General features: G+C 63.4%; 35 protein-coding genes. 22 read left to right on the plus strand and 13 right to left on the minus strand.

Annotation, left to right across the window (positions count from 1 at the left end; translation table 11 throughout):
- The first annotated feature begins 38 nt into the window (after positions 1–38).
- The 16 genes from AC3XQU_RS07260 to AC3XQU_RS07335 all read left to right on the plus strand — a co-directional run bounded on the left by AC3XQU_RS07260 (position 39) and on the right by AC3XQU_RS07335 (position 7,098).
- Positions 39–743, plus strand: coding sequence for a LexA family transcriptional regulator (locus AC3XQU_RS07260; RefSeq protein WP_489873471.1), 705 nt, complete (start codon positions 39–41; stop codon positions 741–743).
- Entirely contained in the window at positions 743–1,033 is a 291-nt protein-coding gene (locus AC3XQU_RS07265) for a hypothetical protein (protein ID WP_489873472.1), read from the plus strand. Before AC3XQU_RS07260 ends, AC3XQU_RS07265 begins: the two co-directional genes overlap by 1 nt.
- Positions 1,034–1,118: 85 nt before the next feature.
- Entirely contained in the window at positions 1,119–1,607 is a 489-nt protein-coding gene (locus AC3XQU_RS07270; protein ID WP_489873473.1) for a zinc ribbon domain-containing protein, read from the plus strand.
- Between the two features lie 166 nt (positions 1,608–1,773).
- Positions 1,774–1,926, plus strand: a complete 153-nt coding sequence (locus tag AC3XQU_RS07275; protein ID WP_489873474.1) for a hypothetical protein — start codon at positions 1,774–1,776, stop codon at positions 1,924–1,926.
- On the plus strand, positions 1,926–2,141 hold the full coding sequence (locus AC3XQU_RS07280; protein ID WP_489873475.1) for a hypothetical protein: 216 nt from the start codon (positions 1,926–1,928) through the stop codon (positions 2,139–2,141). Before AC3XQU_RS07275 ends, AC3XQU_RS07280 begins: the two co-directional genes overlap by 1 nt.
- 95 nt (positions 2,142–2,236) lie before the next feature.
- Positions 2,237–2,422 carry a hypothetical protein gene (locus AC3XQU_RS07285; protein ID WP_489873476.1) on the plus strand — a complete coding sequence of 62 codons (186 nt, stop codon included), beginning with the start codon at positions 2,237–2,239 and terminating at the stop codon, positions 2,420–2,422.
- Between the two features lie 20 nt (positions 2,423–2,442).
- A complete protein-coding gene (locus AC3XQU_RS07290) occupies positions 2,443–3,273 on the plus strand; it encodes a ParB/RepB/Spo0J family partition protein (protein WP_489873477.1) in 831 nt (276 codons plus the stop codon).
- Positions 3,274–3,293: 20 nt separating this feature from the next.
- On the plus strand, positions 3,294–3,491 hold the full coding sequence (locus tag AC3XQU_RS07295; protein ID WP_489873478.1) for a hypothetical protein: 198 nt from the start codon (positions 3,294–3,296) through the stop codon (positions 3,489–3,491).
- Complete coding sequence (locus AC3XQU_RS07300) at positions 3,488–3,838, plus strand: YfdP family phage-associated protein (protein ID WP_489873479.1); 351 nt, start codon at positions 3,488–3,490, stop codon at positions 3,836–3,838. The genes AC3XQU_RS07295 and AC3XQU_RS07300 overlap by 4 nt, the downstream gene beginning before the upstream one ends.
- The gene (locus AC3XQU_RS07305; protein ID WP_489873480.1) at positions 3,835–4,659 is read left to right on the plus strand and encodes a DUF2303 family protein; all 825 of its coding nucleotides are present in this window, start codon (positions 3,835–3,837) and stop codon (positions 4,657–4,659) included. The genes AC3XQU_RS07300 and AC3XQU_RS07305 overlap by 4 nt, the downstream gene beginning before the upstream one ends.
- Positions 4,660–4,671: 12 nt before the next feature.
- Complete coding sequence (locus tag AC3XQU_RS07310; protein WP_489873481.1) at positions 4,672–5,088, plus strand: hypothetical protein; 417 nt, start codon at positions 4,672–4,674, stop codon at positions 5,086–5,088.
- A gap of 184 nt (positions 5,089–5,272) precedes the next feature.
- Entirely contained in the window at positions 5,273–5,776 is a 504-nt protein-coding gene (locus AC3XQU_RS07315) for a DNA cytosine methyltransferase (RefSeq protein WP_489873482.1), read from the plus strand.
- Positions 5,776–6,186, plus strand: a complete 411-nt coding sequence (locus AC3XQU_RS07320) for a DNA cytosine methyltransferase (protein ID WP_489873483.1) — start codon at positions 5,776–5,778, stop codon at positions 6,184–6,186. Before AC3XQU_RS07315 ends, AC3XQU_RS07320 begins: the two co-directional genes overlap by 1 nt.
- A 12-nt stretch (positions 6,187–6,198) precedes the next feature.
- Positions 6,199–6,441, plus strand: coding sequence for a hypothetical protein (locus AC3XQU_RS07325; protein WP_489873484.1), 243 nt, complete (start codon positions 6,199–6,201; stop codon positions 6,439–6,441).
- Entirely contained in the window at positions 6,438–6,734 is a 297-nt protein-coding gene (locus tag AC3XQU_RS07330) for a hypothetical protein (RefSeq protein ID WP_489873485.1), read from the plus strand. Before AC3XQU_RS07325 ends, AC3XQU_RS07330 begins: the two co-directional genes overlap by 4 nt.
- A 148-nt stretch (positions 6,735–6,882) precedes the next feature.
- Positions 6,883–7,098, plus strand: coding sequence for a helix-turn-helix transcriptional regulator (locus tag AC3XQU_RS07335; RefSeq protein WP_489873597.1), 216 nt, complete (start codon positions 6,883–6,885; stop codon positions 7,096–7,098).
- 81 nt (positions 7,099–7,179) lie between these two features.
- On the opposite strand, the gene AC3XQU_RS07340 is transcribed toward AC3XQU_RS07335, so the two are convergent.
- The gene (locus AC3XQU_RS07340) at positions 7,180–8,082 is read right to left on the minus strand and encodes a hypothetical protein (protein WP_489873486.1); all 903 of its coding nucleotides are present in this window, start codon (positions 8,080–8,082) and stop codon (positions 7,180–7,182) included.
- Positions 8,079–9,362 (minus strand): tyrosine-type recombinase/integrase, encoded by a 1,284-nt coding sequence (locus AC3XQU_RS07345; RefSeq protein ID WP_489873487.1) that lies wholly within the window; start codon positions 9,360–9,362, stop codon positions 8,079–8,081. The genes AC3XQU_RS07340 and AC3XQU_RS07345 overlap by 4 nt, the downstream gene beginning before the upstream one ends.
- Positions 9,363–9,566: 204 nt before the next feature.
- Here AC3XQU_RS07345 and mutS point away from each other — a divergent pair, with 204 nt between their 5' ends.
- Positions 9,567–12,212: a DNA mismatch repair protein MutS gene (mutS, locus tag AC3XQU_RS07350; RefSeq protein WP_489873488.1), complete on the plus strand. Its 2,646-nt coding sequence runs from the start codon at positions 9,567–9,569 to the stop codon at positions 12,210–12,212.
- Positions 12,212–13,180 (plus strand): hypothetical protein, encoded by a 969-nt coding sequence (locus tag AC3XQU_RS07355; protein WP_489873489.1) that lies wholly within the window; start codon positions 12,212–12,214, stop codon positions 13,178–13,180. Before mutS ends, AC3XQU_RS07355 begins: the two co-directional genes overlap by 1 nt.
- A 105-nt stretch (positions 13,181–13,285) precedes the next feature.
- Here AC3XQU_RS07355 and AC3XQU_RS07360 read toward each other — a convergent pair whose 3' ends face one another.
- On the minus strand, positions 13,286–13,822 hold the full coding sequence (locus tag AC3XQU_RS07360; protein ID WP_489873490.1) for an FKBP-type peptidyl-prolyl cis-trans isomerase: 537 nt from the start codon (positions 13,820–13,822) through the stop codon (positions 13,286–13,288).
- Between the two features lie 78 nt (positions 13,823–13,900).
- On the opposite strand from AC3XQU_RS07360, the gene AC3XQU_RS07365 reads away from it, so the two are divergent.
- The 3 genes from AC3XQU_RS07365 to AC3XQU_RS07375 all read left to right on the plus strand — a co-directional run bounded on the left by AC3XQU_RS07365 (position 13,901) and on the right by AC3XQU_RS07375 (position 16,070).
- Positions 13,901–15,022, plus strand: coding sequence for a JmjC domain-containing protein (locus tag AC3XQU_RS07365; RefSeq protein ID WP_489873491.1), 1,122 nt, complete (start codon positions 13,901–13,903; stop codon positions 15,020–15,022).
- A gap of 20 nt (positions 15,023–15,042) precedes the next feature.
- Positions 15,043–15,522: a DUF7931 domain-containing protein gene (locus tag AC3XQU_RS07370; RefSeq protein WP_489873492.1), complete on the plus strand. Its 480-nt coding sequence runs from the start codon at positions 15,043–15,045 to the stop codon at positions 15,520–15,522.
- Positions 15,523–15,791: 269 nt separating this feature from the next.
- Positions 15,792–16,070 carry a hypothetical protein gene (locus AC3XQU_RS07375; protein ID WP_489873493.1) on the plus strand — a complete coding sequence of 93 codons (279 nt, stop codon included), beginning with the start codon at positions 15,792–15,794 and terminating at the stop codon, positions 16,068–16,070.
- Between the two features lie 142 nt (positions 16,071–16,212).
- On the opposite strand, the gene bamC is transcribed toward AC3XQU_RS07375, so the two are convergent.
- The 10 genes from bamC to AC3XQU_RS07425 all read right to left on the minus strand — a co-directional run bounded on the left by bamC (position 16,213) and on the right by AC3XQU_RS07425 (position 24,577).
- Positions 16,213–17,394, minus strand: a complete 1,182-nt coding sequence (gene bamC, locus AC3XQU_RS07380; RefSeq protein WP_489873494.1) for an NlpB/DapX family lipoprotein — start codon at positions 17,392–17,394, stop codon at positions 16,213–16,215.
- Between the two features lie 42 nt (positions 17,395–17,436).
- Positions 17,437–18,318 carry a 4-hydroxy-tetrahydrodipicolinate synthase gene (dapA, locus tag AC3XQU_RS07385; protein WP_489873495.1) on the minus strand — a complete coding sequence of 294 codons (882 nt, stop codon included), beginning with the start codon at positions 18,316–18,318 and terminating at the stop codon, positions 17,437–17,439.
- A gap of 64 nt (positions 18,319–18,382) precedes the next feature.
- Positions 18,383–18,946, minus strand: a complete 564-nt coding sequence (locus AC3XQU_RS07390; protein WP_489873496.1) for a class I SAM-dependent methyltransferase — start codon at positions 18,944–18,946, stop codon at positions 18,383–18,385.
- A gap of 5 nt (positions 18,947–18,951) precedes the next feature.
- Complete coding sequence (locus AC3XQU_RS07395) at positions 18,952–19,605, minus strand: site-2 protease family protein (RefSeq protein WP_489873497.1); 654 nt, start codon at positions 19,603–19,605, stop codon at positions 18,952–18,954.
- Between the two features lie 84 nt (positions 19,606–19,689).
- Positions 19,690–20,313, minus strand: a complete 624-nt coding sequence (locus AC3XQU_RS07400; RefSeq protein ID WP_489873498.1) for an L-threonylcarbamoyladenylate synthase — start codon at positions 20,311–20,313, stop codon at positions 19,690–19,692.
- Positions 20,314–20,326: 13 nt separating this feature from the next.
- Positions 20,327–21,217, minus strand: coding sequence for a protease HtpX (htpX, locus tag AC3XQU_RS07405; RefSeq protein ID WP_489873499.1), 891 nt, complete (start codon positions 21,215–21,217; stop codon positions 20,327–20,329).
- Between the two features lie 217 nt (positions 21,218–21,434).
- The gene (locus AC3XQU_RS07410) at positions 21,435–22,265 is read right to left on the minus strand and encodes a 3',5'-nucleoside bisphosphate phosphatase (RefSeq protein ID WP_489873500.1); all 831 of its coding nucleotides are present in this window, start codon (positions 22,263–22,265) and stop codon (positions 21,435–21,437) included.
- A gap of 76 nt (positions 22,266–22,341) precedes the next feature.
- Complete coding sequence (locus AC3XQU_RS07415) at positions 22,342–22,890, minus strand: FlgO family outer membrane protein (RefSeq protein WP_489873501.1); 549 nt, start codon at positions 22,888–22,890, stop codon at positions 22,342–22,344.
- 9 nt (positions 22,891–22,899) lie between these two features.
- Positions 22,900–23,571, minus strand: coding sequence for a hypothetical protein (locus AC3XQU_RS07420; RefSeq protein ID WP_489873502.1), 672 nt, complete (start codon positions 23,569–23,571; stop codon positions 22,900–22,902).
- Positions 23,572–23,677: 106 nt separating this feature from the next.
- The gene (locus AC3XQU_RS07425) at positions 23,678–24,577 is read right to left on the minus strand and encodes an alpha/beta fold hydrolase (RefSeq protein ID WP_489873503.1); all 900 of its coding nucleotides are present in this window, start codon (positions 24,575–24,577) and stop codon (positions 23,678–23,680) included.
- Between the two features lie 164 nt (positions 24,578–24,741).
- Here AC3XQU_RS07425 and AC3XQU_RS07430 point away from each other — a divergent pair, with 164 nt between their 5' ends.
- On the plus strand, positions 24,742–25,266 hold the full coding sequence (locus AC3XQU_RS07430; RefSeq protein WP_489873504.1) for a gamma carbonic anhydrase family protein: 525 nt from the start codon (positions 24,742–24,744) through the stop codon (positions 25,264–25,266).
- The last annotated feature ends 3 nt before the right edge of the window (positions 25,267–25,269 follow it).

The raw sequence follows: 25,269 nt of genomic DNA on the forward strand, positions 1-25,269 counted from the left end.
TGTTGTGTGCGCGATATACGCGCGCGTATAGTCTTGGGATGACTATCTCTACCAGGCTCGATCAAGCGATGCAGCAGGCGGGGATCCCGTCGCAAAGCGCACTTTCGCGTGCCTCAGGCGTGCCTCAGCCGACTATTAACCGAATTCTCAAAGGGATCGGCAAAAAAGGCCCTGAAACCAACACGATCACGGCCCTGGCTCATGCCTGCAATGTCTCGGCCCAATGGCTGACTGAAGGCACGGGCCCGATGTTGCGCGCGCCCAGCGAAGCGCCGAACGAAGCCGAGGTGTTCACCGTTTCAGTCGACGACGAGACAACCGGGTTTGTCGCAGTGCGCATGGTGGCCAGGTACATTCATGCAGGCGTTGGCGGCCACGGGGGCGATATTGAGTACGAAGACCATACTGTACTGAGCTTGCCCGTACCCTGGGTCGTTGAGAAAAGGCTGAACGCGTCAAAACTAATTGCGATTCGTGTGATGGGGGATAGCATGTACCCAACTCTCAGAAAAGGTAATGTAGTTATCGTTAACACTGCCGACAGCGATCCTCATAGGTTGATTGATGGGCAGCTCTATGCAGTGAATCACAACGAAAGACCCGTTGTGAAGCGCCTAGAGCTTTCGAGCGGACGCTGGTACCTTGCGTCCGACAACCCCTTACCCGAGTATCGCAGTCGACCCGTAGACGAGACGACCGAGATCATCGGGCGCGTCGTGCGTATGGAAATGGACTTTATCTAATGAAGATCCAGGTTGCCGAGGTCACACCGTACGGCTCCCCCGTCTTGATAACGATTGTGCCTCCCGAGTTTACCAATCCATCGAACGGCAGCGGCCTTGTTCTTCGCATCCAGCCCTATTTTCCGACGCACCCCATCATGCTTGTTTCGATTCAGGGCAATGGGTTCCGTGGCTATGCGGCTTTCGAGACTCATACGCTCTTGGCATTGATCCAACTTGAGTACCTTGACCTTAAAGAACTGGACCTTGACATCCCCCCTCCCGAGCCCGACGAAGAACTTCCTTTCTAGTCACATTTGGTGAGCTTTTGCAGGGTCACCGTACGTTAGACTCCAGATGCGAAACGGCACGCTGAGATGCCGAATTAGGTAACACATGGCACTGATCTCCTGCCGCGAATGCGGAGCCAAGGTTAGCGATCAAGCAAATGCTTGTCCTCAATGCGGGGCTCAACCTAAAGCTAAAACCAGCCTCTTTACAAAGATCGTGGGCGGGTTCTTCGCCATAACTGTAGTCAGCGCGATCATTGGACAAAATTCAGGGTCTGGGCCGGCAGCTACAGCCACCCCAAAAAAGCCGCCAGATCCGGTCGCGGAAGCCAGGTTTCAAAAAACCGTACTCGTTGCCAAGTCAATTAAGTCTTCGCTTCGCAATCCGGACACCGTTCAGTGGGCGTCGTTCGCAGCTAACGAGGACGCGAGCGTCGTCTGTATCGAATACAGAGCCCAGAATGGTTTCGGAGGTGTGAATCTGGAGCACGCCACCTACGCGAAGGGGAAAATTCATACCTCAACCACTGCGTGGAACAAGAATTGTGTGGGCAAATCCTTGTACGACCTTCGCCATACAAAGCACGCTCTCTAAGCCGAGAGTCGACCATCCTTCTCAGCCACAGCGATCCGCATCGCGCATAGTGGCATCGTAACTGCACCCCAGCTACCGACTTTTTTACGCAACAACTATTCGTTCGCGTATTGCACTTTCTATTCATTCGTGTATAGTTCTCCCAGGTTAGATCTAGGAGACAAGAATGAGCATTTTCAAAATCACTGTCCAAACTGGCACCGCGCCGCACGTCTACAGTGCCATCGCCGCTTCGGCCGGCCAGGCTGCCGAAGACGCTGCCGAGCGCTTCGCTGACATCCCTTGCGGTATCACAGTCACTAGCGACCAAGTGCAGTGATGACGACCGTCGCCAACATTCGCGAAGCCATCAAAAGCTGCGCTGCAACCGCCTCCACTGAACATCCTTTCGATACCGATGGCCGCCTCAATTCGTTCGTTGCGCGCCTCTCCGGAATGATGGAGCGCCTGGGGGAACGCGAGCTTGACGCGGTGCTCTACAGCCTGTGCGAGACCGTCCTCCCACCAGCGCACACTGCGGCTGCTGGAGCCTGACATGGGTTTCTTCGCCGGCTACCGCTACTTCCGCTTCACCGGCCTGGGACGCATCGAGTCGATCCGCCGGGCCTACAAGTTCCGCATGTACTGACATGCAGCGCATCTCACCAGACCGCGCCGCCCTCGAAGTGGCGCACATGAGGCTCCAAACGGATGCCGACCTGGACGAGATGCTCAAGCACCCTGCCCTCAAAGTTATTTTGGAGGCCGTCGCCCGCCGGCATATGCAGCGCCGCGCGCGCATCGACGTAAAGAAGCTGCAGGCCAACGACAATTAACAATGGCATACGCAAACCACATGGCCTCCCTGAAGGCCGCAGCCGAAGACAAGAACAACCCGGCCGTATCGAAGACGAGCCAGTTTGCCGTCGACCCGCGCGTCATGGAGGTCGAGGAAGGGTTTAACGCTCGCCCACTGAATGCTGACCACGTGGCCGAGATGTCGCTGGCCCTGCGCAACGGCGCGACTTTCCCTCCGCTCGACGTGCGTGTCGACGACAACCGCATCCTGATCGTGGACGGCCACCATCGCCACGCTGCAGCGCTCGATGCGATCGCCAAAGGCTTCGAGATCAAGGCTCTCGACTGCCGCCAGTTCCGGGGGAACGACGCCGACCGCGTCGCCCACATGCTCAACAGTGCATCCGGCCTGGCGCTCACGCCGCTGCAGCTCGGTGTCCAGTACCGCAAGCTGATCGGCTTCGGCTGGACCGAGAAGCAGATCGCCGACCGTCGCGGCAAGTCCGGCCAGCACGTGAAAGACATGCTGCTGCTCGCCGAATCGAACAGCGACGTGCACCAGGCGGTCAACGCCGGCCAGATCTCGGGTACCGCTGCGCTGAACATCGTCAAGAAGCACGGCAGCAAGGCCGGCACGGTCATCCGGGAAGGTCTGGAAGCTGCCCAGGCATCGGGAAAGAGCAAGGTCACCGCAGGCGTCATCGCGCGCAGCGGCGGCAAGGCCACCGACAAGCAGCTGCTCACATGGCTGCTGGCCAACGGTCAGGTCGAACCCTTCGGCGTCGTTACCGACACCCGCGATTTCAGCATCACCTTCACCGTCCCGGCCAGCGTCGGCGACACCACCGACCTGCGCGCCCTGCTCTGCGCTGCCGCAGGCCAAAACTAACTTTTACCCAAAGGAGAACCATGGACCGCAACACCATTGCCGCCGGCAGCGCTGTCAAATTCGACAGCGAGCATGGCCCGCAAAACGGCACCGTCGAGGACATCAAGACGGACATCAGCAACGGCGCCAAGATCGCCCTCGTGCGCGTGGAGGGCACCCTCGGCGGCGCGCCCTGGCGCGTCCCCGTCAATGAACTGCACCACGCGGCGGCGGCATGAGCTCGCGTGCATTCGGCCTCTTCCTCCAGGAGCTGCGTGACGGCCGCACCCATACCGAGCTTACAACCCAGATGGCGGCGCTCCTCGAGAAGGTCAAGGAAACCGGCAAAGGCGGCGAGATCACGCTGAAGCTCAAGGTCAAGCCAGCTGGCCGCGGCTCGGACGTGGACAAGATCGTCATCGCCGACAGCATCACCGTGACGCTGCCGAAGCCGGAACGCGGCGAAGACTTCTTCTGGCTGACCGAGGAGAACGACCTGTCCCGCAACCACCCGCGTCAGCATTCGCTCCCGCTGCGCGAAGCCGCCACCGCCCAACCCATCACCTTTAAGGAAGCATCGAAGTGAACGACAACAATAACGGACTGGCCCGGGCCATCGAGAAAATCAGCGAGATGTCGCTCGCTGCGGCAACTCTCCAGGAAGCAGGGGGCGCCAGCTATATCATCATCCCGGAACACTACAAACACGTCGACGTGACCGGCATCATCGAACGCGCGGGCCAAGCACCCAACCGCAAGACGGGCACGGTGCAGCTGAGCGACATCTCCAGCTTCAACGTGTTCGTCGCGGACCAGGGCGAGCCGGGCAAGGTGTACATCTACGCCGACCCCGAGGCACGCACGCTAACTGCTGTCCTCAACGACCACGTCCACAGCGACGAAGAGGCCGGCTGGCGAGATCATCGCGCCGTATTCAAGGCCGAGCTCAGCCGCGAGTTCAGCACCTGGATGCGCTCGGACAAAAGGCCGATGGAGCAGGAAGAGTTCGCCATCTTCCTGGAAGACAACATCGCCGACGTGGTCGAGCCCTCCGGCGAAACGCTGCTCCAGGTCGCGCTCACCCTGCAGGCCAAGACCGAGGTCAACTTCAGCAGCCACCGCCGTCTCGACAACGGCCAGGTGCAGCTCACCTACAACGAGACGATCGATGCTCGCGCCGGTACCGGGCTGATCGAGATCCCGCGCGAGTTCACCATCGGCGCCCGCCTGTTCAAGAACGGCGAGGGCTATAAGGTCCGCGCCCGCCTGAAGTACCGCCTGCACAGCAGCAAGGTGAAGTTCTGGTACGAGCTGGATCGCGCCGAGAACGCGATCGAGGACGCCTTCCAGGCCTACATCAACCAGGCCCGCGAGAACGGCTTCACCGTGCTCATCGGCAAGCCGTAAGTAGGGTCCGCCATGCGCTCCCACCGCCGCCCCACTTTCCAGCCGAAGGCCAACGTGCCGATGGCGACGGAGACGCGCGACCGGCTCGCACTTCAGGTGCGCATGGCGGGCGAGTCCCTGATCGAACAACCGAGCGTCGGCGCCTATAACACCCTGTCAAAGATGCTCGCATCGCTGACCCGCGCCGGCCTGCGCGCCGACCTGGTCGACCCGGGCTCCGCGCTGATGAATGCCATCTGCGATCGCTACGAGCTGACCAGCGGCATCACCGTAGAGCCTGATGAGGCGGCGCGCTTGCGCCTGGTGATCGCCAACATCGACGCCGCCCTGCATCGGATCCCGGTGCAGCGGTTCGCCCGAGCCGTCGCCGAAGTGGAGGCGTTTTTCGCCCTATCGGATATCGATTCACCCAACGAGGTTGAACCATGAGATTCGGAACCCCCAGCGCAGGGACGCTTGAGCGCTTCCGCGAGCGCACGTCTACCGCTACCCCCATCAGCCTGCGTCGCAAGCAGTGCGCCTGCGGAAAGATCGTCACGGCCAAGCAGCTTGTCCAGCACGGTGCCTGTGCCATGTGCGCGCAAGCCATGGCCCAAGCAAAGGAAGCAGCATAGTGAAAGCAATCGACCTCTTCGCAGGCGCAGGTGGCTTCAGCACTGACGCCCACATGGCTGGAATCGAAGTCGTATGGGCGGCCAACCACTGGCCAGCCGCAGTGGAGATCCACGCCCGCAACCACCCGAGCGCTTCGCACCTATGCCAAGACCTGCAGCAGGCGAACTGGCGGGACGTGCCGACGCATGACCTGCTGATGGCGTCGCCCTGCTGCCAAGGCCATAGCAAAGCGCGCGGCAAGGCCAACGGCAACCCGCAGCACGATGCCAGCCGGTCCACCGCTTGGGCTGTCGTGTCGGCCGCCGAGTACCACCGTCCCGAGCTGGCCGTGATCGAGAACGTTCCCGAGTTCACCGGCTGGGCGTTATACCCGGCCTGGTGCGCCGCCATGGACGCGCTTGGCTACGCGCTGACGCCGATGATCGTCGACGCCGCCGACCACGGGTGCCGCAGCACCGCGAGCGCCTGTTCATCGTGGCAGCACGCGCGAAGCATCCGCTGATGATCCGGCTGGAGAAGCGCGCGCACGTTCCGGCCAGCAGCTTCATCGACTTCGGCGCTGGTAGCTGGCAGCCGATCGGGAAGCCAGGCCGCGCCGAGAACACGCTCGCGCGCATCGCATCGGGCCGCCGCATGCATGGCGACCGCTTCATCAGCAGCTACTACGGCGCCGAGAAGGGTGGCCGCTCTCTGGGCCGGCCTGTCGGGACGATCACCACGCGCGACCGCCATGCCATCGTCGATGGTGCCCGGATGCGCATGTTCTCGGCGCAGGAGTGCCGCGCCGCCATGGGCTTCCCCGACGACTACATCCTCCCGACCAAGCATGCTGACGCCGTGCACATGTTGGGCAACGCCGTCTGCCCTCCCGCCGCTCGCGACGTCATTACCGCTGCACTCGCGGCGGCCTGAGACGAGGTCGCCATGAACGACAGCCAGGACATACCGCTGGATCCGGTGGCCTACAAACAGCAGCTGCTGCTGCTCAAGTCCGCTCACTGCGCGCGGCCCGTGATGCACCAAGGCCTCAATCGATTCATCAATGCGCTATCGCTCTACCAGAACGGCGGCCGCGTCTCGATGACGGTTTACCTGGCCGGGATCACAGGCGGCATCGACAGCATTGAGATTCAAGTGAACACCGCATCGCCAGAAAGAACCGCATGAACACCGACCACCTGACCGAGACCGAAAGCAAGCTGATGCTTCGCGCGCTGCACAACTTGATAGCGAACGACGGTTACGCCATTACCTTCCAGTCCACGCAGCAGTACCGCACCGCCCTGCTCAACCATTTTTTCGACCTGGTCGGCACGCCAGAGGATGACGGCGCGGAGCTGCCGAGCCAGTGGCCGCCTGTATCGATGTTCACGAAGCCGCAGGTGAGGATCTTTACGCTCGATGGCGACCAGCAGGACCGAGCCCAGGTAGCGGCGCTCGCTAAGCCAGGAGCTGCCTGATGCGCGACTCGTACATCACTCGCTCCCCGTGCGTTTGCGTGCGCTGCGGCCAGCCTCAAGGCGCCAAGCACCTGCCAACTTGCCCAATGCAAAGAATTACATTGAAGGACACAATATCGTGAAGCCTCTCTACCTCGAACTGGAGGCAGTGTCCGGTGTGGTCGCTCTCGCGGCTACGACTATTCAGCGCTTGGTCAGAGAAGGCGAATTCCCAAAACCACGGCAGCTGTCCGGCCGTCGCGTAGCTTGGTTGGTACGCGAGGTAGAGGAGTGGGCTGAACTGCGGCCCGTGTCCGATCTGGCACCGCCGGCGAATACGGGCCATACCAACCGACGCCCGCGAGTTAAGCACGAAAACAACTAGACATTAAGCGGAGGTCGCCATCGGACTTAGATGAGCACGCCAGAGCGCCGCGCCCACCGAATATTCCACTACTTATTTTGTTTAATTCCACGAGGTTGATTTCATTAAACATCGCAGTCTCTCTTTCTGGTCGGCGTTTGCCTCAACCAGACTCCACATAACTGACTGCCTATGCCCCCCGATGCTTATCCCACCTCGGCAAATTCCTGGAAATATGAAAGTTGAAATTAGAATCCCGTCACAGCGCCCCTTGAGAACAAACTGCATTAGCTTCCTATGATTGCGCTGCAAAAAATCTCGATGCAAATTCTTCAGAAAACTGGATGAACTTTCCAGCGAGTCAGTCACCAATATTGCATGCTCTTGCACTAGCTCATCAAGATTCAATGCCACAATACCCGGATGTCCTGATTTTTCGATCTGCTTTACTCCTTTTCTAACCTGAGCTTCCACCCCAACTTCCGAGTATATTTTCTTGCAGGCAATTCCGTAATCACCGAAACCCACATTAACTATCAGATCAGGCTCAGCGTGCTCAATATTTATCCCATGCCGCTTCAAATCGGCTGCGAGATCGAGTTCCCACAAAGCATCTTTACCACATGACTGTTGACGGTCGAGCGACGCAATCTGCTTGCTGGCAATCCTTCTAAAACAATCGAGCGAACCACAATCAGATGCTGCCGCATTCATAGATCTCGCAATACGATGGGCGTAATTTAGATCGATAATTGCGCGCCGTTGCCCAGTTGTTTTTCCGCTTTTCCATTCCGAAATTGCGCCCTCAGCATTACGCAGTATTTTCCCTAAGCTGCTATCCCTGTGAAACTTGATGCGTAAATCGGTCAGCCGTATTCTAAGTTTGATAATTTCCTCTTCGATCTCTCCAACAGTTGATCGGTATGTTGCAGAACCTCCACATTCCGGATCTTCAATTAATACCAACTTACGTTGGCACCCGCTGCTGTTCGACGTCTCCATCATTTTTTCCCCAGAGCTTCATAATGCTCACTTAATTTTTGCAGCCATTCACGTCGCTCGAGATCATAACGATGAAGGTTATACACTCCGGCAATCCCTGCTGGCATGTGTCCTAGTACCGCTTCCGCTATCTCATCCCGGCACCCGAGAGCAGCAAGTTGCGTGCGCCCTGTCCGGCGTAGGTCATGGGCCGACCAGTGAGAAACCGGCAGGCGTGGCCGAAGGTAATCAGGGCGGGTCTTAGCGTATGGTTGATGCATCCACACTGACGCACTGATGTTCTTCTGCTCGGTGTGCCCAGATCGGCCGCTCGAGGGGAACAAGTAACCAGTACTTACCAGCTCCAGGCGCCGTTGTACGATCGCTTCAGCACGCCCTATGAGCGGCACGCGCAAATCAGTTGCCCCTTCGCGCCACGCGTTCTTTGTTTTTGCTTTTGGCAGGGTCCACCACATGCCGTCGACCTCACGGGAAATCTCGGACGCCTCCATAGAGACGATTTCGCCACCACGTGCGCAAGTCCACATATACATCGTGACCACGTCTCCGACCAGGCGTGAGAAATTTGGCATCCAGCGGAGCAGCTGTCCGATCTCTGCCGGGCTTAGAACGCGTTTGTCGGTCCCGATCGACGCGCCGTCCCGCGTATGCCCCTTACTGCGAAGCTTGCCGCGCATGATTAGCCGCCACCAGTTGGGCGCGTCTTGATCAAGTCGTCCAGCGTCGTGCGCGTAGTCCCACGCAGCGCCTAGCTCTGCACGCAGTTTCGCGGTCACCACCGGGGTGTCCAGGTACGATTCCAGCAGGTCGAACGCTTGGGCGCGTGTAACCTTTGCGGCATCGACGTCCCCGAAGTCCCCCAACATTTTGTCGAACAGTCGGCGAACCTCGGCAGCGCCCTTCTCTTTCCGGCTCCGATCAACATGCCCTTCTAGGTACTGATCACACAGGCGTCGCACGGTCAAGCGACCCACAGCGGCCAAGCGGGCACGCTCATCTGCAGCCCTTTCTTCCCGGCGCTGCGCGCGGCGCTCCTCGGCTGGATCGCGCCCGTCCGCACGTACAGCCCGCAATTTCTCCCACTCGCTCATCGCGGCCACGGCCGACATCTTCGGCCAGGTGCCAATCTTCACCTGACGCATCTTGCCGTCAACTGGACTCTTGTATCGATAAGTCCACGATCGGGTTGTTGCCGTTGCCTCCAAACGGAGCCCCGGGCAGTCGGAAATGGTAAAGTGTTGGCCGGGCTCTAGGAGCTTCGCGGCCTTTGCATCAAATTGCATATTCCCTCTCGGCGTAACGCCTGCGTAGCTTTATGGCTACCGGCTCTAGTGAGCGGAGATTGTAGCGTAACCTACTGATGAGCGACCTCAAAAAGCTACGCTAAAATAGGGAGTGTTGCGGTATGTTGAGGAGTGTCGCGACTAAACCCGAATACACGCAGAAATCAATGCACGCCCTTACAGAACATGGACTTAGCTGAACAAATGCCGTTAGATCAACCACTTACCGACAACGGCAAAAGCAAGCTTACCCCCATGATGCAGCAATACATGCGCATCAAAGCCGACTACCCGACTATGCTGGTGTTCTACCGCATGGGGGATTTCTACGAGCTGTTCCTCGAAGACGCGGAAAAAGCCTCGCGGGTGCTGGGCATCACGCTGACGGCGCGCGGCTCCATGAACGGCGCGCCGATCAAGATGGCGGGCGTGCCCTTCCACTCGCTCGATGGCTACCTGGCCAAGCTGGTCAAGCTGGGCGAATCCTGCGCGATCTGCGAGCAGATCGGCGACCCGGCACTGGCCAAAGGGCCGGTCGAGCGCAAGGTGGTGCGCGTGGTCACGCCGGGCACCCTGACCGACAGCGACCTGCTGCCGGAAAAAGCCGATCGCCCACTGCTGGCGCTGTGCATGCACAGCCAGCGCAAGACGGTCATCGTCGGCATGGCCTGGCTCTCGCTCGCCAGCGGCAACCTGCGCCTGATGGAATTCTCGGGCGACGCGCGCGCGGTCGAAGCGCGCCTGGCGCATGAACTCGAGCGCATTGCGCCGGCCGAGATCCTGCGCGCTGACTGCGCCGACCTGTTCGAATCCGAGCCGGTCGCGCACACCCAGCGCATGCCGGAATGGCATTTCGACGTCCTGAAAGGGCACCAGTCGCTGCTCGACCAGATGAAAGTCGCCACCCTCACCGGCTTCGGCGCCGATGGCCTGGGCGCCGCCTTCGGCGCGGCCGGCGCGCTGCTGCGCTATGCGCAGTCGACCCAAGGACGCGGCCTGCAGCACGTGAACAGCCTGGCCTGCGAGCTCGAAAACGAATACATCGGGCTGGATGCGGCCACGCGCCGCAACCTGGAACTGACCGAGACCATCCGCGGCCAGGAAGCGCCGACCCTGTTCTCGCTGCTGGACGGCTGCCGTACCGCGATGGGCTCGCGCCTGCTGCGCCACTGGCTGCACCACGCCAAGCGAGACCAAGCAGTGGCGCGCGCGCGCCACGAGGCGATCGAGGCGCTGGCCCAGGCCGATGCCACCGGCAGCCTGTCCAGCACGCTGGCGAATGTGCCGGACATCGAACGCATCACCACGCGCATCGCGCTGCTGTCGGCGCGCCCGCGCGACCTGTCCTGCCTGCGCGACGGTCTCAAGCAACTGCCGGCGCTGCGCGAGCAGGTGGCGCGCTGCTTCATCCCGGGCGACACCTGCCTCCTGCGCGAAGTCCACGAACTGCTGGCGACGCCCGAAGCCTGCCTCGACCTGCTTGCGCGCGCCGTGATGGAAGAGCCGAGCACGATGGTGCGCGACGGCGGCGTGTTCGCGCGCGGCTTCGACGCGGAACTCGACGAGCTGCGCGCGCTGTCCGAGAACGCCGGCCAGTTCCTGGTCGACCTGGAGACGCGCGAGCGCGCCCGCACCGGGATTGCCAACCTGCGCGTCGAATACAACCGCGTGCACGGCTTCTACATCGAAGTGACCAACGGCCAGACCGACAAGGTGCCGGACGATTACCGCCGCCGCCAGACCCTGAAGAACGCCGAACGCTACATCACGCCGGAACTCAAGGCCTTCGAAGACAAGGCGCTGTCGGCGCAAGACCGCGCACTGGCTAGAGAGAAGATGCTGTACGACCAGCTGCTGGCCGACCTGGCGCCCTTCATCGCCTGTTTGCAGTCGATCGCGAACGGCCTGGCGCAGCTGGACACCCTGGTGGCGCTGACCTCCCACGCGGTACGCAACAACTGGTGCGCGCCACAGCTCGTCGACGAGCCCTGCCTGACCATCGTCGAGGGCCGCCATCCGGTGGTGGAAAACCAGATCGAACGCTTCATCGCCAACGATTGCCGGCTGTCGAACGACCGCCGCCTGCTCCTGATTACGGGCCCGAACATGGGCGGTAAATCGACCTTCATGCGCCAGGTGGCCCTGATCACGCTGCTGGCCTATGTCGGCAGCTATGTGCCGGCCACCAGTGCCACGATCGGCCCGATCGACCGCATCTTCACCCGCATCGGCGCCAGCGACGACCTGGCCAATGGCCGCTCGACCTTCATGGTCGAGATGACCGAATCGGCCGCGATCCTCAATGGCGCGACCGAGCATTCGCTGGTGCTGATGGACGAAGTCGGCCGCGGCACGTCCACTTTCGACGGACTGGCGCTGGCCTGGGCTATCGCGCGCCACCTGATCGACAGCAGCCGCAGCTTTACCCTGTTCGCGACCCATTATTTCGAACTGACCCAGCTGCCCGAGACGCACCCGAGCGCGGTGAACGTGCACCTGTCGGCCGTCGAGCACAAGGACAACATCGTGTTCCTGCACGCGGTGCAGGACGGTCCGGCCTCGCAAAGCTATGGCTTGCAGGTGGCGCAGCTGGCCGGCGTGCCGCCCGCCGTGATCAAGGCCGCGCGCAAGCACCTGGCGCGCCTCGAATCGCAGGCGCTCGATGCGACCCCGCAGCTCGACCTGTTCGCCATCGGCAGCGAAGCGCCGCACGAGGCGATCGAGGAACCTGCCGCGCATGCGCCATCGAACGACGCGCTGCAGACGGCCCTGGACGCGATCGACCCGGATGCGCTCACGCCGCGCGAAGCGCTCGAACGGCTCTACGAGCTGAAGCGGCTGGCTGCCTGATGCCGGCGCGCCGTTCCCTCCTCCTCGCCGCCCTGCTCGCGGCCGCGCTGGCCTCGGGGCCGGCGATGTCGGCAGGCGCGCGCGACAAGAAAAAGGAGAAGGACGAGCAGGCGCATCATTTCGTCGTGGCCGGGCACCGCGCCGCCGACGGCGGGGAAGCGGCGCTCAAGGAGCTGCTGACCGGCACCAAGGACGAGCACCTGGCTTTCCTGGTCGTTACCGGCATCAAGGGTGCGCAGGAGGGCTGCGGCGACCGCCTGCTGCAAAAGCGCCGCGACCTGTTCGACCAGGCCAGCCGGCCGGTGATCGTCTCGCTGACCGGCAGCGACTGGACCGGCTGCCGCAACTCGGCCGGCCGCACCAATGCCATCGAACGCCTGAACCGCCTGCGCGAACTGTTCTACGGCGAGCCGGAATCGCTCGGCAAGGAAAAGCTGCCGCTCACACGCCTGTCGAGCAGTCCGCGCTTTCGCAGCTATGCCGAGAACGCGCACTGGCAGGTCGACAAGGTGCTGTACGCCACCATCAACCTGCCGGCCGCGAACAACCACTACCTGCCGGCGGCGGGCCGCAACAGCGAATACGAAGACCGGGCCGTGGCCAACCGCTTCTGGCTGAACCGCCTGTTCGCGATCGCGCGGCAGGACAAGATCCATGCGGTGGTGCTGTTCTCGGAGGGGAACATGCTGCCGCTGCTGCAGCCGGCCAACGGCCTGCGCGCCCTGCTGCAGCGCGCGCCCTCAGGGCATGACGGTTTTGCCGATACGCGGCGTCAGGTGCAGATGCACGCGGCCAAGTTCAAGGGGCAGGTGCTGGTGATCGACAGCGCCGGGCTGCCCAAGGATGCGAAGCCGGCGATCGAATGGCGCGGCAATATGGGGCATCTGTCGGTCGGGGCGCACGCGGTGGAGCTGCGCGTGGCGGATGAGGGGAAGAATGTGTTCAGCGTGGGGGAAACGCTGCGCTAAGGTGGCTTCAGCGGCTGCTCATGCAAACTTGGGTCCCGACCTTCGCCGGGACCCAAGTTACACGCACACCCGCGCAATCACGAAGCCGCAGGCGCGCATCAAGAATTACTGCAGCGGCTGGCTACGGAAATGATCGCCTTCGTCGCTGTCGTCCATCTCTTCATGGTGATGGCCGTGCGCGCCGTGCACGTGGCCGTGGGCGATTTCTTCGTCCGATGCCGCGCGCACGTCGACCACGTTCAGCTCGAAGCGCAGGGCCATGCCGGCCAGCGGGTGGTTGCCGTCGAGGACGACCTTGTCGTCAGCGATGTCGGTCACGGTGAAGATGGTCGGCTCTTCTTCCGCGCCATCGGCCACGCCTTCGAACTGCATGCCGACTTCGAGCGGCTCAGGCAGGCGCTTGCGGTCTTCGACCTTGACCAGGGCAGGATCGTAGTCGCCGAATGCGTCGTCCGGCTCGACCTGGATCGTCGATGCATAGCCCGCTTCCTTGCCGTCGAGCTCTTCTTCGATCTTCGGCAGCGTGTTCTCGTAGCCGCCGTGCAGGTAGACCATCGGCTGCGAACCTTCCTCGATCAGGTTGTTCTGGGCGTCCGACAGTTTGTAGTTGACCGTCACGACCGTATTCTTGGCAATCTTCATCGCGATTCCTTTCATTGTAAGGTGCGGATTATACCTCCAGCCCGGGCGTAGCCTCTGTCTGGCTGGTTATAATGGCGCATGAAAAAATTACAGCTCCTTGGGAATATTACTCCCGCTCAGTTCCTGCGCGATTACTGGCACAAGAAGCCGCTGCTGATCCGCCAGGCCGTCCCCGGCCTCAAGCCGCTGCTCCCCTTCGACAAGCTGGCCGCGCTGGCGCGCGAGAACTACGTCGAGTCGCGCCTGGTCACACTGCGCGACGGCCAGTGGAACATGCAGCACGGTCCCCTCACCGAACTGCCGGCCCGCACCGAGCGCGACTGGACCATGCTGGTCCAGGGCGCCAATCTCTTCGATGAACGCGCCGACGAACTGCTGCGCGAGTTCCGCTTCATCCCGGACGCGCGCCTGGACGACCTGATGATCAGCTTTGCCGGCGACGGCGGCGGCGTCGGTCCCCATTTCGATTCCTACGACGTCTTCCTGCTGCAGGCCCAGGGCAAGCGCCGCTGGCGCATCAGCGCCCAGCAGGACCTCGACCTGGTCGAAGGCCTGCCGCTGAAGATCCTGGCCAACTTCGAGGCCGAGGAAGAATTCGTGCTCGAGCCGGGCGACATGCTCTACCTGCCGCCGCACTATGCCCACGATGGCGTGGCGATCGGCGAATGCATGACCTATTCGATCGGCTTCCGCTCACCGGGCTACCAGGAAATCGGCGAAGCCTTCCTGCAGTTCATGGCCGACTCGATCGACCTGCCGGGCCGCTATGCCGATCCGGACCTGCAGCCGGCAAAAAACCCGGCCGAGATCCCGCGCGAGATGCTGTCCACCATTACCGAAGAACTCAACAAGGTGCGCTGGGACGAAGAGGACGTCGCGATCTTCCTGGGCGAATACCTGTCCGAACCGAAGCACAATGTGTTCTTCACCGCCCCGGCCAAGCCGCTGGTGGTGGGCCGCTTCATGGAACAGGCCGCGAAGAAGGGCCTCAAACTGTCGAGCAAGACCCTGATGCTCTACCGCGGCAAGAACGTCTTCATCAATGGCGAGTCGTTTGCCGTGGGGCGCGCCGACAAGGCCGTGCTGGACGTGCTGGCCAACGAGCGCCGCCTGGCCGGCGCCCAGCTCGCCGGCGCCACCGACGACGTGCTCGAGGCGCTGTACACCTGGTACCAGGACGGCTGGGTCGAGCTCGGTTAATCACCACAGACGGAGGAGCCATGCAGGAAGCACGGACGCTGCGTTTCGACACCCGCGCCGAATTCGAGGCGCAGTTGCGGGCCTGCCTGGCCGCCGCGCGCACGCGCCTGGACCTGTTCGATCCGGATTTCGAGGTCTTTCCCCTGGGGTCGAGCGAGGTCGACGCACTGCTGCGGGCGTTCTTTGCGCGCGGCGGCGTGCTGCGGCTGGCGATGCACTCCCCCGTTTACGTCGAGCGCCACTACCCGCGCCTGCTGCGCCTACTGCGCGACTTCAGCCACTGTACCGAATGCCGGGTCACGCCAAGGACGCTCGACAACCTGACCGATTCCTTCTGCATCGCGGACGACCTGCATGTCGTACGGCGTTTTCATAGCGACCACATGCGTGGCGAGGCGGCCTTCGACGCCGTGGGCGCGGTCGACGTGCCGCGTCACCGCTTCGATGCGATATGGGAAGAGTCTAGAGTCACTTTATCGTCAACCAAAACCGGTCTCTGAACGTTATAAGACGGTTATTAGTAGTCGCTGGGCTTGCCGGTTGCAACTTGTAACAATATGAAGCTTATTAAAGCGCAAAATACTTTCGCTAGAGCATGAGTTCGCTATTGCGATTAAGTAAATTTGGCTATAATATCGGGTCAGGAAGGTTCCGTTGCCTATCTGGCAGTCTTGCTTTCAATGAAAGCACGAGAATTCCGCTGAGCAATAATTACCGGTAATTATTATTCAACTAGCAGTACTTACTTTTGAAAATATTAAGGAAAATCATGAAAAAATCCCTGCTGATCGTTTCCCTGATGGCTGTTGCTCTGGCTGCTTGCAGCAAGAAAGAAGAAGCTGCTCCAGTCGCACCAGCTGCTGTTGAAGCGCCTGCTGCAACCACCACCGACACCACCGTCGTCGCTCCAGCTGCTACCGACGCAACCGTCGCTGCTCCTGCTGCTGACGCTGCTGCTGCTGCTTCGATGGCCGCTTCGACCGCTGCCGACGCTGCTGCTGCCGCTTCGACCGCTGCTTCGCAAGCTGCTGACGCTGCAACCAAGTAATCAGATTTATCTGGTTATGAAAGAGCCGGCCTTCGGGCCGGTTTTTTTACGCCTGCCGGTTTGTGGGGTGACTCCACAAACCACCGGCACATGAAAAAAACCGGCCATCGAGGCCGGTTTTTCATTCGCCGCAACAACGCGTTTACTTCAGCTCATCGGTCAGCAGCTTCAGGATCTTCGCACCGGTCGGGCCGGTATCGGTCTTGCCGTCATTGGTCTGCACGGTCACCTGGCTGGTCGACGCGCCCTGCTCGCCCTTGACGATGACGCGGTAGCGCTGGGCTTCCTTGGCCTTGTCTTCCGCGCTGCCGAAGGTGAACAGCTTCTTGAAGAAGCCTTCCTTGTTGGCCGCGTCCGGATCGACATAGCGCACGAAGTACACGCCCTGCACGCGGTCGCGGTCTTCGACGGTGAAGCCGACGCGGTCGAGCGCCAGGCCGACACGGCGCCAGGCGCGGTCGAAGCCTTCGCTCAGCTGCACGGCATTGCCGCTCAGGGTGGCCTGCTGGGCCGCCACCGGGGCGTTGGCGACCATGGTCTCGGCCTGCTTGGTTTCCTTCACGCCGGTCAGCTGGGCGACCAGGCGGCCCAGGAATTGCGATTCCAGGCCCGGGTCGTTCGGGCGCACGGTCCAGACGGTGGTTTCCTTCGAGCTGCCGCTCAGCACTTCTTCGGCGCCGCGGTGGCTGACGTAGATCTCGGTCGAGCCGTCCGGCAGGCGCTCGAGGCGGGTGCGGAACTTGTCGCGCTCGCCGGTCGAATAGGCGCGGTCGAAGACCTTGCCCAGCGCGTTGCGGATGAAGTCCTGCGGGATCTTCGAGCGGTTCTCGACCCAGTTGGTTTCCATGGTGCCCGTCGTTGCCGACTCGGTCTCGATGGCGAAGCCCTGGTTTTCCCAGAACTGGCGCAGCTGCGGCCAGAGCTGTTCCGGGGTCTGCTTGACCACCAGCCAGCGCTGGTCGCCGTTGCGCTGGACGCTGACGGCGTCGGTCGAGACCGGGCCGATCGCGTCCATCGAGCCCGCGACAGGGGTGGCGCCCTGCGCAACGGCGCCGCGCTGCTGTTGCTGGAAGCCGGATGCGGTGGCGACGCCCTTGCCGTCCGGGACGGCGTAGCGGTTGTCGCGCTGCAGGGCGGTGAGATCAGGCGGCACTTCCAGCGCGGCTGCCTTCTTGGCGCCGCGGTAGTCGACCTTGTCCGATTCGAAGACGGTGGTGCAGGCTGCCAGGCTCAGGGCCAACGCGGAAAGCGTCAGCACGCGGACGGCGGCGGGCGCGGAAACCAATTGCGCCGGGTTCAAGTTCTTGTTGGTGCGAATAGTCATGTCGTTCGATGTCAGTTGCTGGGAACCGGAACCCTTGCGGGATCAGGACTGGAGAAGGCCCGCCTGGGCCAGTGCGGTACGCACGGTATCGTGGAAAGTGCTGGACAGCGGCGCCAGCGGCAGGCGCAGGCCCGATGGCATCTTGCCCATCTCGGCAAGCGCCCACTTGACCGGCACCGGGTTCGGCTCGACGAACAGCCGCGCGTGCAGGTCGAGCACGCGGTTGTTGATCTCGACGGCGCGGGCGATATCGCCGGCCATCGCGGCCGCGCACAGTTCGTGCATGGCGCGCGGGGCGACGTTGGCGGTGACGGAGATATTGCCGGCGGCGCCGCAGAACATCAGGGCCATCGCGGTCGGGTCGTCGCCCGAATATACGGCGAAGGATGGGTCGACCATGCGCAGCAGCTCGATGCCGCGGCCGACATTGCCGGTCGCGTCCTTGATGCCGATGATGTTGTCGATCGCCGCCAGGCGCGCGACAGTCTCGTTGCTCATGTCGGCAACCGTGCGGCCGGGCACGTTGTACAGGATGACCGGCAGGTCCACCGCTTCGGCGATCGCCTTGAAGTGGCGGTACATGCCTTCCTGGGTCGGGCGGTTGTAGTAAGGGACTACCTGCAGGGTCGCGTCGGCGCCGACTTCCTTCGCGTGGCGCGTCAGGGCAATGGCCTCCACCGTCGAATTGGCGCCGGCGCCGGCGATGACCGGGATGCGGCCGGCGACGTGGTCCACCGCCAGCTTGATCAGTTCGCCGTGCTCTTCCGGGGACACGGTGGCCGACTCGCCCGTGGTGCCCACGATGACGATGCCATCGGTGCCTTCCGCGATGTGCCAGTCGAGCAGCTTGCGCAGCGAATCGCGGTCAAGACTGCCATCCTCGAACATCGGGGTGACGATTGCTACGATGCTTCCCTTAATCATATGCGTTGACCGTGCCACTAAGTAAATAAAAGTCTGATTGTAGCGGATCGCCCGCCGGTATGGTTCATTTCACGGACACAATATGGTCGAGCCCTGCTTCGGTTTTGGCAAAGGCCGGGCCCGCCGCGCACAGCCGCTGGACCTGGGCCGGATGCGGACGCTCGACATGGCCGTCTTCATAGGCCAGCACCTGCAGGCCGCCGTTCGCCGCCAGCGCCAGCAGTTCGCCGGGCGCGAGCAGGAAGTCCGGGTTCGAGGGCTTGCCGAAGACTTCGTTGCCTTGCGCGAAGGTTTCGTAGATCAGGATGCCGTCGGGGCGCAGGCTGCGCGCGAGGTCGGCGAACAGCGGCCGGTGCAGGTAGTTGGTGACGACGATGGCGGCGAAGCGTCCGGCCTCGAAGGGCCATACCGCACCCTCGATCTCGAGGTCGTGCTGCAGCGTGGCGATGTTCGGGCCGCCCAGCTGCACCAAGTGGTCGGCGTTGCGGTCCAGCGCCAGCACCTGCAGGCCGCGCGCGGCGAACAGGCGCGCATGGCGCCCGGTGCCGCAGGCCAGGTCAAGCACCTCGCCGTCTTTCGCCAAGGGTGCGAAGCGCGCGACCCAGGGCGAGACCGGCACATTCAGCATGGGGCTCACGTCAGCAGCAAGGTCAGCGGGGAGGCGATCAGCTGCAGCAGCATGCGGCCCAGCATCATCACCGGACCGACCCAGAAGGACAGCAGGTTGAAGAACAGCAGGCCCAGCACGATGAAGAAGCCGTAGGGTTCGATGCGCGCGAACTTGTAGGCCAGGCTGTTGGGCAGCATGCTGGTCACGACGCGGCCGCCGTCCAGCGGCGGGATCGGCAGCAGGTTGAAGGCGAACATCAGCAGGTTGGCGATCAGGCCGGCCTGCGCCACCTTGTGCGGGAACTCCTCGCCCACGCCGAAGGCCACCAGCAGCACCGCCAGGATCAGCCACATCAGCGCCATGATGAAGTTGGCGCCGGGACCGGCCAGCGCCACCCAGGCCATGTCGCGCTTCGGGTTGCGCAGGCGGCTGAAGTCGACCGGCACCGGCTTGGCATAGCCGAACACGAAACCGGTGGTCAGGTAGAGCGCGATGGGAATGACGATGGTGCCGAACAGGTCGACGTGCACCAGGGGATTGAGGGTCATGCGCCCCGCGGCATAGGCGGTGTTGTCGCCGAAATAGCGGGCGACGTAGGCGTGGGCGGCTTCGTGCAGGGTAATCGCAAAAAGAACGGGCAGCGCATAGACTGCGATATTACGAATCATTTCATCCATACGCGGATTCTATCAGAGGCGGAAGGCCCCGCAGTTAGGCCAGGCTGAAGGCGCAGGGAGACGGGCACAGCCCCGCACGCCGGACTACAGGCCGAACGCCGCCGGATCGCCCCTGCCCTCGCGCAGCAGCACCGGCGCGTCGCCGGTCAGGTCGATGACGGTGGTGGCCTGCAGCGTGCCGGCGCCGCCGTCGATCACCAGCTCGATGAGCTTGTCGAGCCGCTCGCGCACTTCGTCGGGATCGGACAGCATGTGGTCGTCGCCCGGCAGCTGCAGCGTGGTGCCGATCAGCGGCTCGCCGATTTCCTCCAGCAGCGCCAGCATGATCGGGTTCTCCGGCACGCGCAGGCCGATGGTCTTGCGCGAAGGGTGCGACAGGCGGCGCGGCACTTCGCGCGTGGCCTCCAGGATGACCGTGTAGGGGCCCGGCATGGTGGCCTTGAGCAGCCGGTACTGGGTGTTGTCCACGCGCGCGAAATGCGCCAGCGCCGACAGGTCGTGCACCAGCAGCGTCAGGTGGTGCTTGTCGTCGACCCCGCGGATGCGGCGCAGCTTCTCGACCGCGCCCTTGTCGTCGAGGCGGCAGACCAGCGCATAGGCCGAGTCGGTGGGCACGGCGACGATGCCGCCGCCCGTGATGATCTGCGCGGCCTGCTTGATCAGGCGCACCTGCGGGTTCTCGGGATGGATCTGGAAATATTGGGCCATTCGGGGTCTCTTGTTATCGGGTGGGCGCCTGGCGCAGGGCCTGGAGTGCGGCGATGCGCGCTTCCATCGGCGGGTGGGTCGAGAACAGCGCGCCCCAGCCGCCGCCGCTGCCGGAGATGCCGGAAGCGGCCATCGATGATGGCAGCGCGCCGGGCGCGAGGCCGCCGAGGCGGGCCAGCGCATGCTGCATCGGCACCGGGGTGCCGATCAGCTTGGCCGAGCCGGCGTCGGCGCGGAACTCGCGCTTGCGCGAGAACCAGGCCACGATGATCGAGGCGACGATGCCGAACAGGATCTCGCACACGAACACGGTGACCATGTAGCCGATGCCGGGGCCGCGGCCTTCGTTGCGCAGCAAGACCTTGTCGACGAAAAAGCCGACCACGCGCGCCAGGAACACGACAAAGGTATTGACCACGCCCTGGATCAGGGTCAGCGTGACCATGTCGCCATTGGCGATGTGGGCGACTTCGTGGCCCAGCACGGCCTCGACCTCGTCCTGGTTCATGTTGGCCAGCAGTCCCGTGGACACCGCCACCAGCGCGGAATTCTTGAAGGCGCCGGTCGCGAAGGCGTTCGGTTCGCCGTCATACACGGCCACCTCCGGCATCTTGACGCCGGCGCGCTCGGACAACTTGCGCACGGTCGCGACCAGCCACTGTTCGGTGCTGTTGGCGGGCGTCTGGATCACGCGCGCGCCGGTGGACCACTTGGCCATCGGTTTGCTCAGCAGGAGCGAAATGAAGGAGCCGGTAAAGCCGACCACCAGCGAGAACACGGCGAGCGCGCCGACATCGATCCCCTGCCCCGTGACGGCGCGCCCCACCCCCAGCAGGTTCAGCACGAGCGACACCACCAGCACGACGGCCAGGTTGGTAGCGAGGAACAACACGATGCGTTTCATGGAACGGGCCCTCCGGGCAGCAAGAAGATATCAGGCTGCCAAGATTGGGCTCGAGGGTAGGGAATTCAAGGGCTCGGCCGTGGGATCGACGAGCCTGCGGCCCGTGGGTGGGCAAATCCTTTGCCCACGCGTTCAAATCACGTGTAAACAGACGCAGCGATGAATGTGAAGCCGGTTGAATGCGTGGGCAGGAAACCTGCCCACCCTAGGAAAACCGTCACACCCAGTCGTGCCAGACCGGCGTGAGCCCCGCCGGCAGCGGCGGCAATTCCGCGAACTCCACGCGCGCTTCCCCCGGCGCATGGAAATCGGTGCCGCGCGAGGCCAGGAAGCCGTAGCGGCGCGCCTGCTCGGCATACATGCCGTACTGGTCGGGCGTGTGGCTGCCGGTGACCACCTCGATGGCGGCGCCGCCGAGCTGGCGGAATTCGTCGAACAGCGCGCCTTCGGCGGTAGCGCTGAACTTGTAGCGGCCCGGGTGGGCAATCACGGCGACGCCGCCGGCGCCGCGGATCCAGCCGACCGCCTGGGCAAGCGTGGCCCAGCGGTGCGGCACATAGCCCGGCTTGTCCTCGGTGAGGTATTTACGAAAGACTTCCGGGGTCGAACCGCAGATGCCGATCTCGACGAGGTAGCGGGCGAAATGGGTGCGCGAGATCAGGTCCGGGTTGCCCACGTAGTTGAGCGCGCCCTCGTAGGCGCCGGGGATGCCCGCCGCGTCCAGCTGGGCGGCGATCTCTCTCGCGCGCGCCTCGCGCCCGTTGCGGGTGGCGCGCAATCCGGCCAGCAGCGCGGGGTTGTCCTCGTCCACCTGCAGGCCGACGATGTGCACCGTTTCGTTGGCCCAGGTGACCGAGATCTCGACTCCGGCCACGAAGCGCATCCCCAGGTCGGCGGCGGCAGCGCGCGCGGCCTGGATGCCGCCCACCTCGTCATGGTCGGTCAGGGCCCACATGTCGACGCCGCTCTTGCGGGCGTAGGCCGCCACCGCGGCCGGTGCGAGCACGCCGTCGGAGACATTGGAATGGCAGTGGAGGTCGACTTTCATGGCACGGCGGACGAATGGCGGTGGAGGCGATTATTGTACGCGCCAACGGCCGGCCGTGTGGTGCAAGAACTGCGGCTCAGTTCGACTGCAGCATCGAGCGTACCGTGGCTTCTTTCGCCAGCACGTAGTCGTGCCCGGCCAGCACCAGGTTGGTGGTCGGCTGGATCACCTTGACGTTGATGAAGATGGCGTTGCGGGTCTCGGCATACGAGCCGACCACGACGGCCTGCGCGTTGTGGGTGTGGGCCACGTCGCCGATCTCGCGCGTGAGCATCAGTTCCCCCTGCCCGCGCTTGAGGTAGACGCTGTTACGGAGCTTCATCTCCAGCATCTTCATGCCGCCCTGGGCCAGTCGCGTGGACAGCTGTTCGGATACCAGGCGCCCCAGCATCGACGTCTGCTCGAGCGAGTCGATGTTCACGACGGTCGCCATGATCAGCGGCTTGTCTTCCAACAGCTTGCCGCGCAGTTGCAGCGCCAGCGCGTCGGCGGCGCGGTAGTTGGCGGCCACGAAAGCGTTGGCCGAGACCGAGGTGTAATTGGTGTCCTGCTGCGACTGGCTGGCGCAGCCGCCGAGCAGCAGGGCCGGGACCAGCGCGGCGACGCGCATGAAAGTGGTTCGCATGGCGGGCCCTTACTGGTTGCGGACCGTGAAGGTCTTCGATAGCTGGAAGGCGGCGTCGTACAGGGCGCGGTCGGTGTCCAGCGTGTAGTAGACGTTGGTCGAGCGCGCGTAGTAGCGGTGGTCGTCGGCCAGCGACAGGTTGACGATGATCTCGGTCTTCGGCGTGGCGCCGGTGGCGAACTGGGAGCGGAACCACGAGTAGGCGTCCTGGCCGGCGATGGCGGCCGTGGCCAGCCATTCGATGGTGTGGTCGATCCCGGTCAGCACCCACAGGCTCGCCACCAGCGCGGTGCGCTCGCCGGCGAACTTGTACTGTGGGCGGTTGGGCGAGAAGGCGACGACCTGGGTATCGAGCTCGATGCGCAGCGTGTTCGCGTCCGGCACCTTGACCACCGTGTAGCCGTCGTTGACCAGGGCCGTGACCAGGTGGCTGCTCACGCCCTGGGCGAACGCGGACGACTGCTGGGACGACACGTAGAGCGGACGGCGCACGTTGACCTTGAGCGAAGGCGCGAGCTGGCCGGCCATGTGGCGCGCGATCACGCCCCAGTGCCCGGCTGCCTGCAACTTCGCCTGCTGGGTGCTCTTGAAATGGGTAGCTACCGGAGCCGGGCTGTACGGCATGGCGCAGCCTGCCAGTAGCAGGGCGCCGGTGAGCGCGAGGGCGGCGCGAACTTGCATGTCTATCCTGTGGGTCGGTCGGGGCGGCGACGGGTGGCCGTTCAAGCAGCGACTCTAGCACAGTGGTTTCCACAGAGCAATTTTGGCGCCTTCGGGTGACGGATGCTTACAACGCCGACGGCACCTCGCTCCCATTCAGGAAGGCCTCGATCATGGCCGCCAGCAGCTCCGGCTGGTCGTGGTGCAGCATATGCCCCGCCCCCGGCACCATGCGCGCCGTGACCTGTTTCAGGTGGCCGCGGCGGCGGTCGACTTCGGCACGGGCCTCATCCTTCGGCCCCATCCAGCGCCACATGTCGGTGTCTTCCGCCTCGACCCACAGCACCGGCGCCGCGATCCGGGTCCAGCAGGCCAGCACTTCCTCGGCGTGGTACAGCAGCGGGCCGCTCATCTTGTGGGCCGGGTCGCCCAGGATGCGCCACTGGCCGTCGTCGTCCAGCGCCGACCAGTGCCCGGCCAGGAAGGCCGCGCGCTCGCCCGCCAGGCGCGGGTTGGTCTTTTGCAGGCGCGCCGCGACCGCTTCCAGGCTGGGATAGCCGCGCATGTCGGGCTTTTCGCGCAGTTCGTCGAGCCACCGGGCAAAGCGGCCAGGAGCCTGGGCGGGCCGCGAGTCGGGCAGGCCGAAGCCCTCCAGGTTCACCAGCTTCGCGATGCGCTGCGGGCGCACGCCGGCGTACAGGCTGGCGATGTTCCCGCCCATGCTGTGGCCGACCAGGTGGATGGCCTCGTTCGGCGCGTAGTGGTCCAGCACGACCTCGAGATCGGCCAGGTAGTCGGGGAACCAGTAGGTGTCGGAGTGCGAGCGCTCGCTCAGCCCGAAGCCGCGCCAGTCGAAAGCGATCACATGCCAGTCGCCCTTGAGACAATCGACCACGAACTGGAACGAGGCGGCGACGTCCATCCAGCCGTGCTGCATGAAGATCTTGGGCGCGCCCTCGCGGCCCCAGTGGCGGACGTGGGTGCGCAGGCCGCGCACAGTGAGGAATTCGGATCGGGAGGGGTGCATTGGAGCCTCGGAGCGGTAAGTGCGGTAAAAAAAAGTACGATCGTTCGCATTATACCGCCGTGCTTGATTTCCCGTTGCCAGGCCCCATTTGCCCTCGACCGGACGATGGCGCGCGGGCGCAAGGTTTACAATAGCGGCATTTCAACCCTCCCGCGAGCACATCCATGGCGATTTACCAGCTGGGCGAGATTGCGCCCGAGATCGACCCTTCCAGCTTCGTGGCCGACTCGGCCACCCTGATCGGCAAGGTCACGCTCGAGGCCAATGCCTCGGTGTGGTACGGCGCCACGCTACGCGGCGACAACGAACGCATCACCATCGGCGAAAACAGTAACGTGCAGGAAGGCACGGTGATGCATACCGACATGGGCTTCCCGCTGACGCTGGGCAAGAACGTGACGGTGGGCCACCAGGCGATGCTGCATGGGTGCACGGTCGGCGACGGTTCGCTGATCGGGATCCAGGCGGTGATCCTCAATGGCGCCCGCATCGGCAAGGGCTGCCTGGTAGGCGCCGGCGCCCTGGTCACCGAGGGGAAGACATTCCCGGACAACTCGCTGATCCTCGGCTCGCCGGCCAAGGTGGTACGCACCCTGACGGAAGAAGACCTGCTGCGCCTGCAGGCCAGCGCCGCGAGCTATGTGGCGCGCGGCCAGCTGTTCAAGGCGCAGCTCAAGAAAATCGGATAAAGA

It is taken from the genome of Telluria sp. AZSoR62 (assembly GCF_058111565.1).